We start from the raw sequence: 16,073 nt of genomic DNA, 5'->3' as shown, positions 1-16,073 counted from the left end.
CAACTAAAAAATGAGGAGGGTATTTAATGAAACTAAGAAAAAGTTTAGTTATAACTTCAATTTCTATCCTTTTACTTTTAATCACTTCTTTTTCATTAGCAGCAGCAGATAGGGGCTATACTCATCCCGAATATTTAATATCTGTTGAAGAGCTAAGTGAAAACATGGATAATGAGAATCTTGTCATTATTGATGTAAGAAACACAGCTAAATATTTATTGGGGCATCTCCCCGGCTCAGTCCAAATGTGGGGCGATGATTTTGCCGATCCTGATGGTTGGGTTCCTGGTTTAGCAGCAACACCAGAACAGTTTACTGCTACTGCTCAGGCAAAAGGAGTAAATAATGATTCTGAGATTGTTGTTTATGATGATGCAAGTGGACTCTGGGCTTCCAGACTCTGGTTCGTATTCAGATATTATGGTCATGATGATGTAAGGCTTCTTGAAGGTGGTTATGGAGCCTGGACAGATGCTGGTCATGATATCAGAAGGTTACCAAGATCAGTTGATCAGGGTAATTTTACTATTAGTGAAGTAAGAAATGACTGGATCGTTGATACTGATACTGTTGCTGAAAATCTTGATAATCCTGATTTTGTAGTTTTAGACACCCGTTCTGAAGCAGAGTATTTAGGTGAAGATACAAACCCTGGTGCAGATAGAATGGGAAGGGTTCCCGGTTCTGTTCATGTAGAATGGACTCAGCACCTAAATGAAGATAATACTTTTAAAACAGCTGCTGAAATCAGAGAACTTTACGCAGAACATGGTATAACTGAAGATTTAGATGTTATTGCCAGTCTCTGTCATACTGCAGTTAGAGCAGCTCACTCTTATCTGGCCCTAGAAATGGTCGGTTACGAAAATGTTAAGGTCTATGATGAGTCCTGGGTTGGTTGGGCTAATCGAGAGGATTTACCCCTAGAAACAAATTAATTATTAAATTTGAATTTTAAAACTCCCTTTGCTTTAGGATCTAATCTCCTAAATTTAAAGGGAGTTTTTTGCTTTGTTCTGGCCTAAAAAATCTCTACTGCTGAAAGCACTAAGAGTTTCTTTTAAAGATATTTCTTTTTTAAAATAGTTAAAAAGTAAAGTAAAATACTCTCTGCTTTTATTTAGAGATTGAGCAAAATAGTTTTCAAACTGCTGATAGTTTTCTGCAGACCATATTTCTTTATCTTTTGCCAGTTGATAGCTGTAAGAAGCAAGTTCATCAGGATAAAGATAATTTAGCAATTTAAAAAAATAATATTTATACTGCTTATTATCACAAAACAAACTATGGTATTTTTTAAGATCAGTATAAGCTCCTTCTATCATACCAGCCTTATAAGGATAAGGTAGTAATTCAGAAAAAATATTTGCATAAAATCGTTCTATTTCTTCTTTAAACTCTGCTTTAAGTTGATAATAACTTTGTGGGTTGAGCTCTAAAACATCTTTATTCCAGTATTTATCAATCATATAGATATCAATTTTTATTTCAATTAATTTGTGCTTTTGACCAGCTCCTCCATTAGCAAGTATAAAAGGATGACTAATACTATCTAAACTATAATGGACAATAAAAGCCAGAAGATAAGTTAATAATCCTCTTTTTTCTGCTCCAGCAATAATTTTCCCATCTTTATAGATCTCACTTTGATCGAGATCTTTTAATATTATTGCAAAGATATCCTTAGCTGATATACGGTGAATAAAACTGGCTGCCTGTGAAGAATTCTTTGATCTTTTCCAGGGCCAGAAATCTTTATAAAATAAGATATCTGCTCCCTGACAGCCAAAATTATAAAGCTGATAGTTTTCTGCAATTAAATTACTTAACTCCTCATTTTCACAACTTTTTAAAACTTTTTCTCCTGCCAAAATATGAGTCCAAAAATCAGGCATCCCTATCATCTCCCGATTACAAGCTGAAAAATCACCTGAATCTTTTTATTATTTCCAAAAGCTTATTTTTAAATCTCAAATCATCTTTTTCACTTCTTTTTTTATGGGAAGTATGTCTAGCAGTTCTTCGGCGTTCTTTAAACTGTCTATGTCTATGGGCAAGTAAACGCTCAATATTATTATTTGTAAATTCCCTACCCGAAAAGCTTATCACAGCTGTTTGCTCAGATAATGCTAAAGCAGCCAAACCATAATCAGAAGTAATTATTATATCATCTGCTTTGCTTTGATTATATAATCTCATATCAACTGATTGGAATCCTTGATCAACGGTAATAATTTTAGCATATTCCAGCTGATGCTGATGATTCAAATCAGTAAAAACAAGCAGTTCTATATTATTTTTTTTAGCTATATGAGAAATAATATCTAATACCGGACAGCTATCACCATCAACTAAAATACGCATAAGCTTTCTCCTTTAAAAATCTTTTGCCTAGCTAAAAAGTTCTAAAACTTTATCATAATCGTTTTTTGCTTTAAGTAAATGAGTTAAGATTTCTCTAACAGCTCCATTGCCACCAGCAAATTCAGAAACAAAATCTGCAATTTCTTTTACGTCATCAGCAGCATCAGCAGGACAAGCAGCAAAAGCAGCTTTTTTCATAACTGCCAGATCATTTAAGTCATCACCAAGATAGGCTAGATTCTGATAAGAAAAATTGTTTTTCTGCATTAATTGCTCCATTTTGCCTTGTTTATCTCTAATCCCCTGATAAAACTCTGTGATTCCAAGTTCTGCAGCCCGTCTTGCTACTACATGTGATTCCCTACCTGTCATAATAATTACATTATAGTTTAAGGTAAGAGCAGAAACAATTATCAGCCCATCTTTTACATCAAAAGCCTTAAATTCGTTTTCACCATTATCCAAATAAACTTTGCCATTTGTTAAAGTTCCATCTACATCTAAAAAAATTGTATTGATATTTTCCAATTTGCTGGCCCCCATTTATCTTTATTTAAGAACTATAATCAAGCTATTTTAATTTTAACACAATAAAGAATTAATATGCAATTAGCTTTGATTAACTAAACTATAAAGCTGCTCTATTTTCAGATAAGCTTTGCTTTGCCCGCTTCTTTTTTGTCATAAGTGCTTTTTCTTTAGTTCTGAAATTCAAATAGGCAGCTGAAATAATTAAAACCCCACCTAAAATCGAAAGTAGATCTGGAAATTCTTGAAAAAATAGCAGAGCAAAAATAGAAGAAAATACAATATTTGAATAGGTATAGATAGAAAGCTCGCTTGCTTCAGCATGGCGATAGGCATTTGTCATAAATAGCTGGGCTGCTGCTGCAAAAACCCCCAGTGCTATCAAAACTATGATTTCAATCCCCTGAGGAACTACAAAACCTCCTTGTAACATAAAAGGAAACATTGCTATAGTAGAGAAAAGACTAAAGTAAAAAACTACTGTTGCTGCTGAATCTGTTTTTCTAAGCTCTCTGATCACAGTGTAGGCCATACCAGCTAGAACACTGGACAGCAGGGCTATTAAAGCCGGAATTAGATTAGCGTCAAAACCTGGTCTAATTACTAACAAAGCACCTGAAACTGCTATTATTAAAGCTACTATTTGTTTGCTGCTGATACTTTCTTTTAAAAACAATGCTGCAAAAATCATTACAAAAAAAGGAGACATTTTATTTAAAATAACTGCATCTGCCAGATTGATCTGACTTAAAGCATAAAAATAGGCTGCTATTCCTGAAAGACCAAAAATACTTCTTAAAATTATCAGTTTTTTATTATTTCCAACTAAAGTCCCACCATCTCTTTTCACTAAAGTAAAGGCTACCACAACGCCAATAAAACTTCTAAAAAATATTTTTTCTGCTGTTGGTATATTTGCTAAATATTTAACTGCTGCCGCCATTAAAGCAAAAAATAATGATGATAAAATTATATATATTATTCCTTTTTTTCTATTTTCCATCTTTAACACCTCATCTTATAAAATTATTTGTTTATTGAGATTCATTATCAATGATTATATATTTATTTTTAGTTCCTGTAAAGGAAAAACTCCACCAAATTTGGTGAAGTTAAAGATTTTAGTAAATATTTAACTCTAATTAATTTTTCTTTAAAGCTTCTTTCAGGGTGTGCCAGGATAGAACAGCACATTTTACTCTTGCTGGCATATTAGAGATATTTTTTAAGGCCATTGCTTCTTTTAGTTTTCTTAATTCTTGTTGATCATCAATTTCTTTTTTTATCATAGCTATAAAAGTATCTACTAAATCAAAAGCCTCCGAAATTTTCTTCCCCTTTATTAGATCAATCATAATAGATGTTGAAGCCTGAGAAATGGCACAACCACTACCATTAAAAGCTGCATCCTCTATTATTTCTCCCTCAATTTTTAATTCTAAGGTAATATCATCTCCACAGCTGGGATTATGGCCGTGTTCACTTATATCAGGCTCATCTAACTCCCTTTTGTTGCGGCTGTTTTTATTGTGCTCCATAATTAATTCTGTATAGACTGAATCAAGATCCATAACCAAAAACCTCCCTTGCTTTTTGCAGAGATTCTAGAAATTTATCTATTTCCTCTTTACTATTATAGAAATAGAAACTAATTCTACCGGTAGAATTCAAATTAAGATATTTCATCAAGGGCTGAGCACAGTGATGACCAGATCTCAGAGCTATACCCTCAGTATCACTAATACTAGCTAGATCATGAGAATGGATTCCTTTTAAATTAAAGGATATTATTCCTCCCCTGTCTTTTAAATTATCAGGGCCAGCCAATTCTATATAATCTAACTTTCTCATTTTCTCTAGAGCATACTCTGTTAATTCTCTTTCATGTTTTTCTATTTCAGCTAAACCGATATTTTCTAGATAGTCTATCGCTGCAGCCAAGCCAACTGCTCCCTCAGCATTTGGTGTTCCTGCTTCAAATTTTTCCGGCAGGGGAGCAAAAGTAGAACTCTGCTCATGCACATATTCTATCATACCTCCACCTGTTAAAAAAGGTGGTATTTTTTCTAAAAGAGCTTTTTTCCCGTAAAGAACACCTATCCCCATAGGTCCCAGCATTTTATGAGCAGAAAAAGCATAAAAGTCTGCATCAATAGCCTGGACATCAGTCTTAATATGAGGAGCTCCCTGGGCACCATCAATAACTACATAGGCTCCCTGTTGATGGGCATATTCGGCCATTTCTTTAACTGGATTAATTACCCCAGTAACATTTGACATCTGGGAAATACTAAATATTTTAGTTCTTTTAGTAATTTTTTCCTTTAATTCTGCAAAGGGAATTCTGTAATCTTGATCAGGATAAAGGTATTTCAGCTTCAAATTTTTTCTTTTTGCCAACTGCTGCCACGGTATAATATTACTGTGATGTTCCATTATAGATAGTACAATCTCATCACCTTCATCTAATAATTCTCCCAGGCTGTAGGCAAGCAGATTTATTGATTCTGTAGTATTTCGGGTAAAAATAATTTCTTGACTAAATTCAGCATTGATAAAGTTTTTTACCTTTTCTCTGGCCTGGGTATATGCCTCTGTGGCCCTAACACTTAAAATATGGGCCCCCCGGTGGGGATTGGCATTAATATTTTTATTATAATCATTTACTGCATCAATAACAGCTTGAGGTTTTTGAGTTGTAGCAGCATTATCAAGATAGACCAGATCTTTACCATTTACTTTTTGCTGTAAAATTGGAAAATCTGATTTATATTTATTCTCTAATTCTAGTTTTGATATCATTAATAACACTTCCTTTGAGTTCATTTAAAGGTATTTTATCAAAAATAGGGTTGAATGCTGCTTCAATCATCATTCTTTTAGCTTCAGCTTCATTCATTCCTCTGCTCATCAAATAAAATAATCTATTTTGATCAATTTGACCTGCACTTACGGCATGTTCTCCTTCCACATTATCTTCTTCACTGAAAAGAGCTGGAATAGAGTCTGAGACTACCGTTTTATCAAGCATTAATACCTCTTCACTCTCAGCACCACTGGCTTGACTGGAACCTTTCTGGAAGTATAAGTCACCTCTAAATACTTTTTTTGCCCTATCTTTTAAAACACCTTTAGTTTCTATTTCACTGAAACTATGTCTTCCCTGGTGATTCATTTTATAGGCAAGGTCCATTTTTCTCTCACCATCGGCAAAGTAAACTGAACTTATATTTGCTTTACTACCATCTTCAGCAAGGAGATTTTCATTATTGGTAATAGAAGTTTTTGCTCCCAATTCTATAGGAATCCAATTTACTTCTCCCTGATTAGAAATAATAGAAAAATTACTATCAAAATTAACACTTTGATCATTAAATCTCTGTACTTTTATTATATTTAAAACTGCATTTGCTTCAACAATAACCCTGGTTAAACCATTGTGAAAAGCTTCAAAATCCTCTACTTCCATTTCATAATCTATCACAACAGTTAATTTTGAACCCTCTTCTGCAACTATTAAATTATTATCAATTAAAAATGGATTATCTTTTTCCAGCAAATAAAATATTTCAACTGGTACTTTAAACTCTTTACCTGCTGGTGCTTTAATAAACAAACCTGTATTATAAAAAGCATCCACCATTGAGGTATATTTAGCACCTAAACCTTTATTACCTTTTTCTACAAGTGGTTCTGTAAATTTATCTAAATAAGCCATTATTTCTGCTTCATTATTTAAGTTATCTGTCATCTTAGTTATTATCAGTTCATCTAAACCTTTTTTATTTTTAATATATTCTTTATTATAGGCCCTATATTCTGGAGTCTGATAATCAAAAAGACCGATTCTCTTGAAATTTTTTTCAGCTAAATTACTATATTGATTAAAGCTGTTTTTTCTTTTTTGACTCAATAATTTAGACTGTCCTGTTGTTAAATTATCTACCAACTTTTTAGTATACATCTATCATCACCTATCCTATAGTTCCTTCTAGTTCTAAACTAATTAAATTATTCAATTCTACTGCATATTCTAGAGGAAGCTCTTTAGCAATTGGCTCAACAAAACCACGCACTATCATAGCTTTGGCCTCTTCCTCATCTATTCCCCGACTCATTAGATAATATATTGATTCTTCACTAATTCTACCAACCTTGGCTTCATGTCCAATATCTATATCATCTGTTTCTAATTTCATAATTGGAAGTGTATCAGATACAGAGTCATTGTCCAGCATTAAAGACTCACATGAAACTGTAGCCTTGGCATGATGGGCATTTTCGGTAGCTTTTAAAAGCCCTCTGTAATAAGCTTTACCTCCACCTTTGGCAATTGAACGGGTATTAACTGTTGAAGTTGTATGAGGAGCTGCATGAATAACCTGAGCACCTGTGTCTAGATACTGTCCTTCAGCAGCAAAGGTAACACCTGTAAATTCTGCTCTGGCTCCTTTTCCTTTTAGGATGCTCATTGGATAAAGCATGGAAACTTTTGAGCCAAATGAACCAGAAACCCATTCTATAACTCCATCTTCTTCTACCAAAGCCCGCTTTGTATTTAAATTATACATGTTTCTAGACCAATTTTCTATAGTACTATAGCGCAAACTGGCATTTTCGCCAACAAATAATTCAACAGCACCAGCATGAAGATTATTAATAGAATACTGTGGTGCAGAACACCCTTCAATAAAGTGAGCTTCTGCTCCTTCTTCTAAAATAATCAAGGTGTGCTCAAATTGACCTGCTCCGGGAGCATTAAATCTAAAGTATGATTGTAATGGTATATCTACTTTTACTCCGGCTGGAACATAGACAAATGATCCCCCTGACCAAACTGCTCCATGGAGGGCAGAAAATTTATGGTCATTAGGTGTTATTAGCTGCATAAAATGTTCTTTAACTACATCTTCATATTCTTTAATCGCATTCTCCATATCCATATAAATAACACCCTGTTCTACCAGTTCTTCTTTCAAGTTGTGGTAGACAACCTCGGAATCATACTGAGCTCCTACTCCTGCTAGAGATTTCTTTTCTGCCTCAGGTATTCCCAGTGAATCAAAGGTGTTCTTTATTTCTTCTGGTACTTCATCCCAGTCACTCTGGAGATCAGCATCAGGCCTGATATAGGCAATTATTTCATCTAAATTAAGATCTGAAAGATCTGCTCCCCAATCTGGAATTTCTTTTTGCTGATAAATTTCTAATGATTTAAGGCGAAAATCAGTCATCCACTGAGGTTCATCTTTTTCTCTAGAAATATCTTTGATAACCTCCGGAGTTAATCCTTTTTCTGATTTATATCTATATTTATTTTCATTTTTAGTATCATGAAGACTGCGATCTATATCTTCTACTTGAGTTTTCTCGCTCATTTCAAAAACCTCCTATAAAACAAGTCTTGCTTGTGATTTTTAATACTTTTAAAGGCTAAAGTTAAACTAACAATTTTTAGCTGACTTATAATCTTCGACTTTTTCTGGCTTATAAGCAGCATATCCTTCTTTTTCGATCTCTCTGGCTAAATCCATATCTCCAGTTTTTACGATTTTACCATCTACAAGTACATGTACATAGTCAGGCTGAAGATAATCTAAAATTTGATTGTGGTGAGTAATTATAATCATTGCATTATCATCAGAGGCCAGCTTTTTGATACCCTCAGCAACAGTTCTTGTGGCATCTACATCAAGACCTGAATCAGTTTCATCTAAAATAGCTAATTTAGGCTCTAAAACTGCCATCTGTAATATTTCGTTTTTCTTTTTTTCTCCACCAGAAAAACCTTTGTTTAAATATCTATCTGCATATGATTGGTCTATATCTAATAGTTTCATCTTATCTTCTAATAAAAACTTGAAGTCAAAAATACTCTGATTCTCTCCAGTAACTGCAGTTTTAGCTGTACGAAGAAAGTTTTCAACTGTAACACCAGGAATCTCTTGAGGATATTGGAAAGATAAAAAGATACCTTTTTTTGCTCTTTTGTCAACAGCAAGGTCATTAATATTTTCGCCTTCAAATTCTACCTTGCCATCTGTGATCTCATGTTCTGGATGTCCCATGAGAACATTAGCTAAAGTAGATTTACCTGAACCATTTGGTCCCATAATAACATGGATTTCTCCTGTTTCAACTTCAAGATTAATTCCCTGAAGTATTTTTTCAGCTTCAACTTTTGATTTCAAATTACAAACATTTAATAATTTTTTATTCATCTATGACATCTCCTCATTTTCAAAATATTTATATAAGTTATTTGATCAACATTGTCATATTTATATCCTACAACATTACTCAACTTTAGTCAAGTCTTAAAAGAAAAAAGTATTATAGACAACAAAAAAAAAGCCGGAATTACCGGCTCTTGCTGAAAATATTCACTTTTTCTTTAATATTCTTTCTTGATAGATTAATCTCAAAACCGCATAGAGAGGCACAGAAATCAAAGCCCCAATTAAGCCAAATAAATATACACCTGTTAAGACTACAAACAATACTACAAGGGGATGGATATCCATCGATTTCCCCTGGATAAGCGGCCTGATCAAATTACCTTCTAGATACTGGGCAATTATAAAGATTATAATGACAATCAAAGCTGTTATAATGCTTTCAGTGAGAGCTAGAAATAAAGCCGGTAAAATTCCAATAGCAGGTCCAATTATTGGAATTAAAGAGGTTATAAAAACAATTAAAGCTAAAACTAAAGGACTGGCTAATCTAATTATTAAAAAGCCTATCAACATTACAAAAGCGGTAAAAAGAGAAACTAATAATTGAGAGGTAATAAAATCAGAAAGTAATTTATCTATATCTTGAGCTAATTCTTCTACTTGTGATCTTTTAGATTCTGGAATCATCTCTATTGTTTTTTGATAAATCTTTTTATCATCTTTGAGTAAATAAAAAAGCACAAAAGGAATTAATAATATTATTAAACCTATATTTGTTAAAGAACTAAAAATACCCATATAATTATAAGTTGAAAGCCTCATTATTATAGAATCAGTATAAGCAATCAGTCTTTCCCTGAGATTAAAATCATCTATAATTTCTCTTTCTATATTGATAAAATCTCTTATATTTTCAAATATTTCTACAAGAGAAGAATAAACAAGCTCATATCTTCCTCCTAATTCTCTGCTTTGTTCATAAATTATATTACCACCTAAATATATAATGATAGTTATTATAGAAACAGCAGCTAAAAACGAAATTATAACAGCTATTGTCCTGATTTTTAATTTTTCTTCTAAAATATTAACAAGGGGACGCAACAAATAATATAAAAAAATACTAAATAAAAGGGGAAGCATAATAAAGCTTAAAACTGTGGTTAATGGTTCCATAAAATAGGGAATCCTTCCTGCTAAAAATATAATAATCAGGCCAAGAATTATCGTGTAAGCTATTTTTAGCCATTTCTCTTTAAACATCAATATCCCCCCTAAGTTAAGCTATCTAAAATTCTAATTATAGCTTTATTATAATATTTCTGCAGAAATTAAAAAAACCCTGCTTAGAAAGCCAGGGTTTAATTATTCAGATATTTATTTCTTTTTATTTCAATTTAACCCAAAATTGCAATTAAAGCACCAGCTGCAATAGCAGAGCCAATTACTCCGGCAAAATTAGGTCCCATAGCATGCATTAAAAGGTGATTAGAAGGGTTTTCCTCCTGGCCGACCTTCTGCACAACCCTAGCAGCCATTGGCACTGCAGATACACCTGCTGCCCCAATTAGAGGATTAACCTTACCACCAGTTGCTCTATGCATTATCTTACCAAATATAACCCCTGTAGCTGTACCAAAAGCAAAAGCAACCAAACCCAGCACTATAATCCCAATTGTTTGGGCATTTAAAAAGGCTTCTGCACTAGCAGTTGCCCCAACTGTTAAACCTAAAAACAGGGTTACTATGTTCATTAAAGCATTCTGAGTTGTTTTTAATAAACGATCAACAACTCCTACTTCCCTCATTAAGTTTCCAAACATTAAACTTCCCAACAGAGGTAAGGCTGTAGGTACCAGCAGTCCACCAAGTAAGGTTACTGCAATTGGAAAGATTATTTTTTCCTTTTTATTAACATGTCTCAACTGCTCCATTTTAACCTTTCTTTCTTCAGGAGTAGTAAAAAGTTTCATAATTGGCGGCTGAATAATCGGAACCAAAGCCATATAAGAATAAGCAGCAACAGCAATTGGACCCAATAAATGGGGAGCCAAACGGCTGGCAGCAAATATTGCAGTAGGACCATCTGCCCCACCTATAATACCAACTGCTCCTGCCTCTGCAGGAGAAAAACCAATTGCGAGCGCTCCAAAAATAGTTGCAAAGATACCAAACTGAGCTGCAGCTCCTAAAAGAGCAGTTTTAGGCTGGGCGATCATGGGACCAAAATCTGTCCAGGCTCCAACCCCCATAAAAATAAGGGGAGGATAAATACCCAATTTTATACCATAATATAAATAATAAAGCAGCCCCCCGATTTGACCATTTTGTGGTTCAGCCATCAAATCACCAAGGGGTAAATTTACAAGCAGCATCCCAAAACTTATAGGTACCAATAATAATGGCTCATATTTTTTAACAACCGCTAAATAAAGTAAGACAAGTGATATCAAAATCATAAATAATTGTCCCAAGCCAAGATTCACATAACCGGTTGACTGGACAAATAGTGAAATATTATCTAACATTATTTAGCCTCCTACTCCAGTACCAGCAGTAAATCTTCTGCATCTACACTGTCTCCAGCTCTAACATGAACTTCTTTTACTGTACCGGCTTTTGGTGAAGTGATCTCATTTTCCATCTTCATTGCTTCTAAAACCATTAACAGATCACCTTTTTCAACACTATCACCTTTAGTTACATCAACTTCCAAAATACTGCCCGGCATAGGAGCAATAATATCACCATTAGAAGCTATTCTATCTAAAGGAAGTTCTTCTTTACTTTCTTTTCTTTTTTTGTTTTTGCTTTTAGTAGAACCTGTGCTTTTTGAAACTGTTTTACTTTTAGTAGAAGCAGGCTGCCCACTTTTTTCTGCAGCAGAACTGACAGTAGTTCCACTTTCATCTGCAATTTCTTCAATATTGACTATAAATTCTTCACCATCTACTTCAACTCTAAATTTTTTCATTATCTATTTCAGCTCCTATCTTTTCCAGTTTTGATTTCTTTTTTTAATAGATATTATCTTGTAACTTTTCTTATCTGAGAGCATTGCATAAACTGCTGCAGTAATTGCAGCTGCTTTTTTTCTGCTCAATCCATCCAATTCAGGTTCTTTACTTTCCTTCTTCTCTTCTATTGGAACCTTTTTTCGCATTTCTTTAGGCCCTAATATTTTTCCACTAAAATATAGAAAAACTGAGAGCAAATAAAGGGAAAGAAAAACCGTTCCCAGACCTATTATTAAAAGTTCAAGACCGAACGCAAAGTTTTCCACACTTTCACCCACTTTTTTAGCTTTTCTGACCTCAATTATATTTTAGAGAGGAATATTCCCGTGTTTTTTATCAGTACTATCTTCATGTTTATTAATCATCATTTCTAATCCATTAATTAGCTTAGCTCTGCTTTCTTCCATTTCTATAACATCATTGATCATACCTCTTTTTGCAGAAATATATGGATTAGCAAAATTATTACGATACTCATCGATTTTTTGCTGTCTTAATTCTTCAGGATCATCTGCAGCAGCTATTTCACGCCGATAAATTACATTAGCTGCCCCACCGGGACCCATTACAGCAATTTCTGCAATTGGCCAGGCATAAACAAGATCTGCCCTTACAGAACGACTACCCATAGCAATATATGCTCCTCCATAAGCCTTTCTCATAATTAAGGTTATTTTGGGAACTGTTGCCTCAGAATAGGCATAAAGTACTTTGGCTCCATGTCTAATAACCCCTCCATATTCCTGTTCAGTACCAGGCATATATCCGGGAACATCAACCAAAGAAACTATCGGTATATTGAAACTATCTAAAAAGCGAATAAATCTTGCTATTTTAGTGGAAGCATCAATATCAAGACAGCCAGCTAGATGTTTTGGTTGATTAGCAACAATACCTACACTGCGTCCATTTAATCTAGCAAAACCAATAACTGCATTTTCAGCAAAATAGGGCTGTACTTCTAAAAAACTACCTTTATCTACTAAGATATCAATTACATCTCTAACATCATATGATTTTTTGGCATCTTCTTTAACTATCTTTTTTAACTCTTCAGTGCTGCGAGCTGGATCATCATCTACAGCAAATATTTCTGCTTCTTCTTTATAATTATCTGGTATGTAAGATAATAATAATCTAATCTTATCTAAAGCTGCTTCTTCATTATCTTCCATAAAATGAGCTACACCACTTAGTTTATTATGAGTTTCAGCACCACCAAGATCTTCTGCCGAAACTTCTTCTCCGGTTACAGATTTAATTACTCCCGGACCGGTTATAAACATTTTACTAGTTTTATCAACCATAAAAATAAAATCGGTAATTGCTGGTGAATAAACAGCTCCACCTGCACAGGGACCTAAAATAGCAGAAATCTGGGGAACAACTCCAGAAGCCTTTGTATTACGATAAAAAATCTCTCCATAGCCATTTAAAGCATCTATCCCCTCATTAATTCTAGCTCCACCTGAATCATTGAGGCCAATAATAGGAGCTCCATTTTTGATTGCCAGGTCCATTACAGCCTGAATTTTTTGTGAATGAGCTTCCCCCACCGATCCACCCATTACTGTGAAATCTTGGGCATAAACATATACCAGTCGATTATCTATAGTACCATAGCCAACAACTACCCCTTCACCAGGAACATCTTTTTCATCCATCCCCAAAGAGGTACTACGATTTTCCATGAACATATTTAATTCGTTAAAAGAACCATCATCAAGCAAATAATCCAGCCTTTCTCTAGCTGTTTTTTTGCCTTTTGCATGCTGTTTTTCTATTCTTTCTTTTCCTCCACCAAGCCTTATCTTTTCTTTTTTATTTTCTAGTGAATTTTCTTTGTCTTCTACTGTCATTCTTTTTCCTCCTTAACAAGTGGTTTGAAACTAATAATAATACTTCACCACTGAATATAGGGTGAACAAAACAATTACAAAATTATTAAAAATCAGTCATAATCAAAGATAATAGTTCTTCAATTAATAGACACCATTAAGGATAGCAAAAAACTGACTATAAGTCAACTTATAATTTATTTTTTGTTTGAAATCATATCTAAAGCCAATTAATCGCTGATTCTTTTACTGCCACTATAGATATTCATTCGCCTGCCTCTACAAAAACCAATTAAAGTTAAATTGCTGTCTAAGGCTAAATTAAGAGCGGCCTCAGTTGGGGCAGAACGAGAAATCAAGAAGGGGATCTTTTGTCTGATTATTTTTATTATCATTTCTGAAGAAATTCTGCCGCTTGTGAAAAATAACTTATCTTCTAGCTCAATTTCATTAATTAATGCTTCCCCAATGATTTTATCAACAGTATTATGACGTCCAATATCTTCCGAAGCAAAAATAATTTTATCCAAAGAAGCTAAAGCAGAGATATGAGTTCCACCTGTTTTTTTAAAATATACAGCTTCAGATTCAAATTTTTTCATTAAATTCAGCAGTTTCTGAGCAGAAATAACTTGAGAATTGATTATCTTAGGTAAAAGTTCATAACCTTCAATATTGATAAAACTTGAGCCACAACTTGAACCTAAAATAACCTTTCTCTGCTCAAATTTTTCGATCTTAAAATCAACTGCTAGTTTTAAATGGGCTTCTTCTTTTTGCTTTTTGAATTCAATTTTTTTTATTTGGGCTGCTTTTTCAATTATTCCCTCTGCAGCTAAATAGCCTGTGATTAGCTCTTCAGTTTTTTCTTTTAAGCAGAGTAGGGTTAAAAGTTCATGGCCTTCAATAAATATTGTTAAAGGGCTTTCGCGAATTAAAATATCTTTTTTATCTTTAAAATCACCATTTTTATATTCCCTAACTTTACGCTTTTTAAAAATATTATTTTCTTTTTTGTTAAGATTATTAGCTTTAAAATCATCCATAATAATTATCTCCTTTTAATAAGATAAGCTAAATAGAGTTTTTGCTCTTAGATATTTAGCAGACTATGTTTATTTAATTCTCTAACAATAATTATTAACCTTTTTTATTTCATAAACCCGACCACTCAAAAATTATTGTTAATAAAATTCAAGTTAAAAACAAAAAGAGCAGCCGTTTTAATTAGCTGCCCAAAGATAATTTCTTTATTTTAATGCCCTTAATCATCTAATTCACTAAGCACAACACCGATTAGGCCAGGACCGGTATGAACTACCATAACAGGACTAATCTCACCAAAATACCATTCTTTTATTTCCGGCAGCCCCTTAATTTTTTCTAAAAGTTTTTCTCCTTCATCTTCTGCTGCAGCATGCATCACATCAATTGCATATTTTTTATCCTTATCTGTTCTGCTTTTTATAATATTAAATATTTTTTTAAGGGAACGGCTGCGGCCTCTAATCTTATCAAAAGTAAAGTATTCTCCATCATCATCAATAGAAATAATCGGTTTGATATTTAAAAGCTCTGCTATTGTTCCTGAAACCTTGCCGATTCTGCCACCTTTTTTTAAATATTTTAAAGTTTCAACTACAAAAAACACTTCTATTTCTTTTTTCTTTTTTTCAACCATTTCAACTATTTCGGCAAAGCTATACTCATTTTTATCAACAATTTTTTTGGCATATAAAACTAATCTACCTAAGGCCATCGATAGCATTTGTGAATCAATAACTTCTACTTCAATTCCTTCAATTTGATCTGCTACCATTTTACAATTACTGTAAGTCGCAGAAAGTCCAGCTGAAATATGGATGGAAATAATATGAGTATAACCTTCTTCTCTTAATTCAGAATAAAGATCTTCAATTTCTTGAGGAGAAGGCATTGATGTTGTAGGAATTTCTTTTTCCATATTATTATATACTTCTGCTGGAGTGATATCTACTCGATCCTCATACTGTCGATCACTATAAATTACTTTTAAAGCTAAAGACTTAATCCCACGTTCTGATAAATCATCTTTTCTTAAATCAGAAGTACTATCTGTTACAACTGCAATTTTTTCCTTCATTATTTTTCTCCTTACTTTAAATTAA

The 16,073-nt window shown here is 33.3% G+C and carries 17 protein-coding genes; 1 reads left to right on the top strand and 16 read right to left on the bottom strand.

The genetic code is table 11. From position 1 onward, the window contains the following. Window positions 1-26: 26 nt before the first annotated feature. Window positions 27-938, top strand: coding sequence for a sulfurtransferase (locus LJ207_RS03355; RefSeq protein ID WP_229344075.1), 912 nt, complete (start codon window positions 27-29; stop codon window positions 936-938). A gap of 54 nt (window positions 939-992) precedes the next feature. On the opposite strand, the gene LJ207_RS03350 is transcribed toward LJ207_RS03355, so the two are convergent. From LJ207_RS03350 to LJ207_RS03275, 16 genes are all read right to left on the bottom strand, one after another. Beyond that, window positions 993-1,895: a zinc dependent phospholipase C family protein gene (locus LJ207_RS03350; RefSeq protein WP_229344074.1), complete on the bottom strand. Its 903-nt coding sequence runs from the start codon at window positions 1,893-1,895 to the stop codon at window positions 993-995. A gap of 31 nt (window positions 1,896-1,926) precedes the next feature. Further along, the gene (locus LJ207_RS03345) at window positions 1,927-2,364 is read right to left on the bottom strand and encodes a YaiI/YqxD family protein (protein WP_229344073.1); all 438 of its coding nucleotides are present in this window, start codon (window positions 2,362-2,364) and stop codon (window positions 1,927-1,929) included. 27 nt (window positions 2,365-2,391) lie between these two features. Then, entirely contained in the window at window positions 2,392-2,892 is a 501-nt protein-coding gene (locus tag LJ207_RS03340; RefSeq protein ID WP_229344072.1) for a KdsC family phosphatase, read from the bottom strand. 100 nt (window positions 2,893-2,992) lie between these two features. Beyond that, window positions 2,993-3,895 carry a DMT family transporter gene (locus LJ207_RS03335; RefSeq protein WP_229344071.1) on the bottom strand — a complete coding sequence of 301 codons (903 nt, stop codon included), beginning with the start codon at window positions 3,893-3,895 and terminating at the stop codon, window positions 2,993-2,995. Window positions 3,896-4,034: 139 nt separating this feature from the next. Next, complete coding sequence (gene sufU, locus LJ207_RS03330; protein WP_229344070.1) at window positions 4,035-4,463, bottom strand: Fe-S cluster assembly sulfur transfer protein SufU; 429 nt, start codon at window positions 4,461-4,463, stop codon at window positions 4,035-4,037. Further along, complete coding sequence (locus LJ207_RS03325) at window positions 4,453-5,694, bottom strand: cysteine desulfurase (protein ID WP_229344069.1); 1,242 nt, start codon at window positions 5,692-5,694, stop codon at window positions 4,453-4,455. Before LJ207_RS03325 ends, sufU begins: the two co-directional genes overlap by 11 nt. Next, window positions 5,666-6,856 (bottom strand): Fe-S cluster assembly protein SufD, encoded by a 1,191-nt coding sequence (gene sufD / locus LJ207_RS03320; protein WP_229344068.1) that lies wholly within the window; start codon window positions 6,854-6,856, stop codon window positions 5,666-5,668. Before sufD ends, LJ207_RS03325 begins: the two co-directional genes overlap by 29 nt. 10 nt (window positions 6,857-6,866) lie before the next feature. Continuing rightward, a complete protein-coding gene (gene sufB, locus LJ207_RS03315) occupies window positions 6,867-8,270 on the bottom strand; it encodes a Fe-S cluster assembly protein SufB (RefSeq protein WP_229344067.1) in 1,404 nt (467 codons plus the stop codon). A gap of 66 nt (window positions 8,271-8,336) precedes the next feature. Further along, window positions 8,337-9,113 carry a Fe-S cluster assembly ATPase SufC gene (gene sufC, locus LJ207_RS03310; protein ID WP_229344066.1) on the bottom strand — a complete coding sequence of 259 codons (777 nt, stop codon included), beginning with the start codon at window positions 9,111-9,113 and terminating at the stop codon, window positions 8,337-8,339. Window positions 9,114-9,275: 162 nt separating this feature from the next. Continuing rightward, the gene (locus LJ207_RS03305) at window positions 9,276-10,334 is read right to left on the bottom strand and encodes an AI-2E family transporter (RefSeq protein WP_229344065.1); all 1,059 of its coding nucleotides are present in this window, start codon (window positions 10,332-10,334) and stop codon (window positions 9,276-9,278) included. Window positions 10,335-10,468: 134 nt separating this feature from the next. After that, entirely contained in the window at window positions 10,469-11,599 is a 1,131-nt protein-coding gene (locus LJ207_RS03300; RefSeq protein WP_229344063.1) for a sodium ion-translocating decarboxylase subunit beta, read from the bottom strand. Window positions 11,600-11,610: 11 nt separating this feature from the next. Further along, a complete protein-coding gene (locus tag LJ207_RS03295) occupies window positions 11,611-12,045 on the bottom strand; it encodes a biotin/lipoyl-containing protein (RefSeq protein WP_229344062.1) in 435 nt (144 codons plus the stop codon). A gap of 15 nt (window positions 12,046-12,060) precedes the next feature. After that, on the bottom strand, window positions 12,061-12,354 hold the full coding sequence (locus LJ207_RS03290; RefSeq protein WP_229344060.1) for an OadG family protein: 294 nt from the start codon (window positions 12,352-12,354) through the stop codon (window positions 12,061-12,063). Window positions 12,355-12,396: 42 nt separating this feature from the next. Then, on the bottom strand, window positions 12,397-13,947 hold the full coding sequence (locus tag LJ207_RS03285) for an acyl-CoA carboxylase subunit beta (RefSeq protein WP_229344058.1): 1,551 nt from the start codon (window positions 13,945-13,947) through the stop codon (window positions 12,397-12,399). Between the two features lie 209 nt (window positions 13,948-14,156). Next, window positions 14,157-14,972 (bottom strand): formate dehydrogenase accessory sulfurtransferase FdhD, encoded by an 816-nt coding sequence (fdhD, locus tag LJ207_RS03280; protein ID WP_229344056.1) that lies wholly within the window; start codon window positions 14,970-14,972, stop codon window positions 14,157-14,159. Between the two features lie 218 nt (window positions 14,973-15,190). Further along, window positions 15,191-16,048 (bottom strand): DegV family protein, encoded by an 858-nt coding sequence (locus LJ207_RS03275; protein WP_229344054.1) that lies wholly within the window; start codon window positions 16,046-16,048, stop codon window positions 15,191-15,193. Window positions 16,049-16,073: the final 25 nt, after the last annotated feature.

The sequence above is a fragment of the Halanaerobium polyolivorans genome, assembly GCF_020711195.1.
GTDB lineage: Bacteria > Bacillota > Halanaerobiia > Halanaerobiales > Halanaerobiaceae > Halanaerobium > Halanaerobium polyolivorans.
This window is presented reverse-complemented; position numbering and strand designations above follow the sequence as displayed.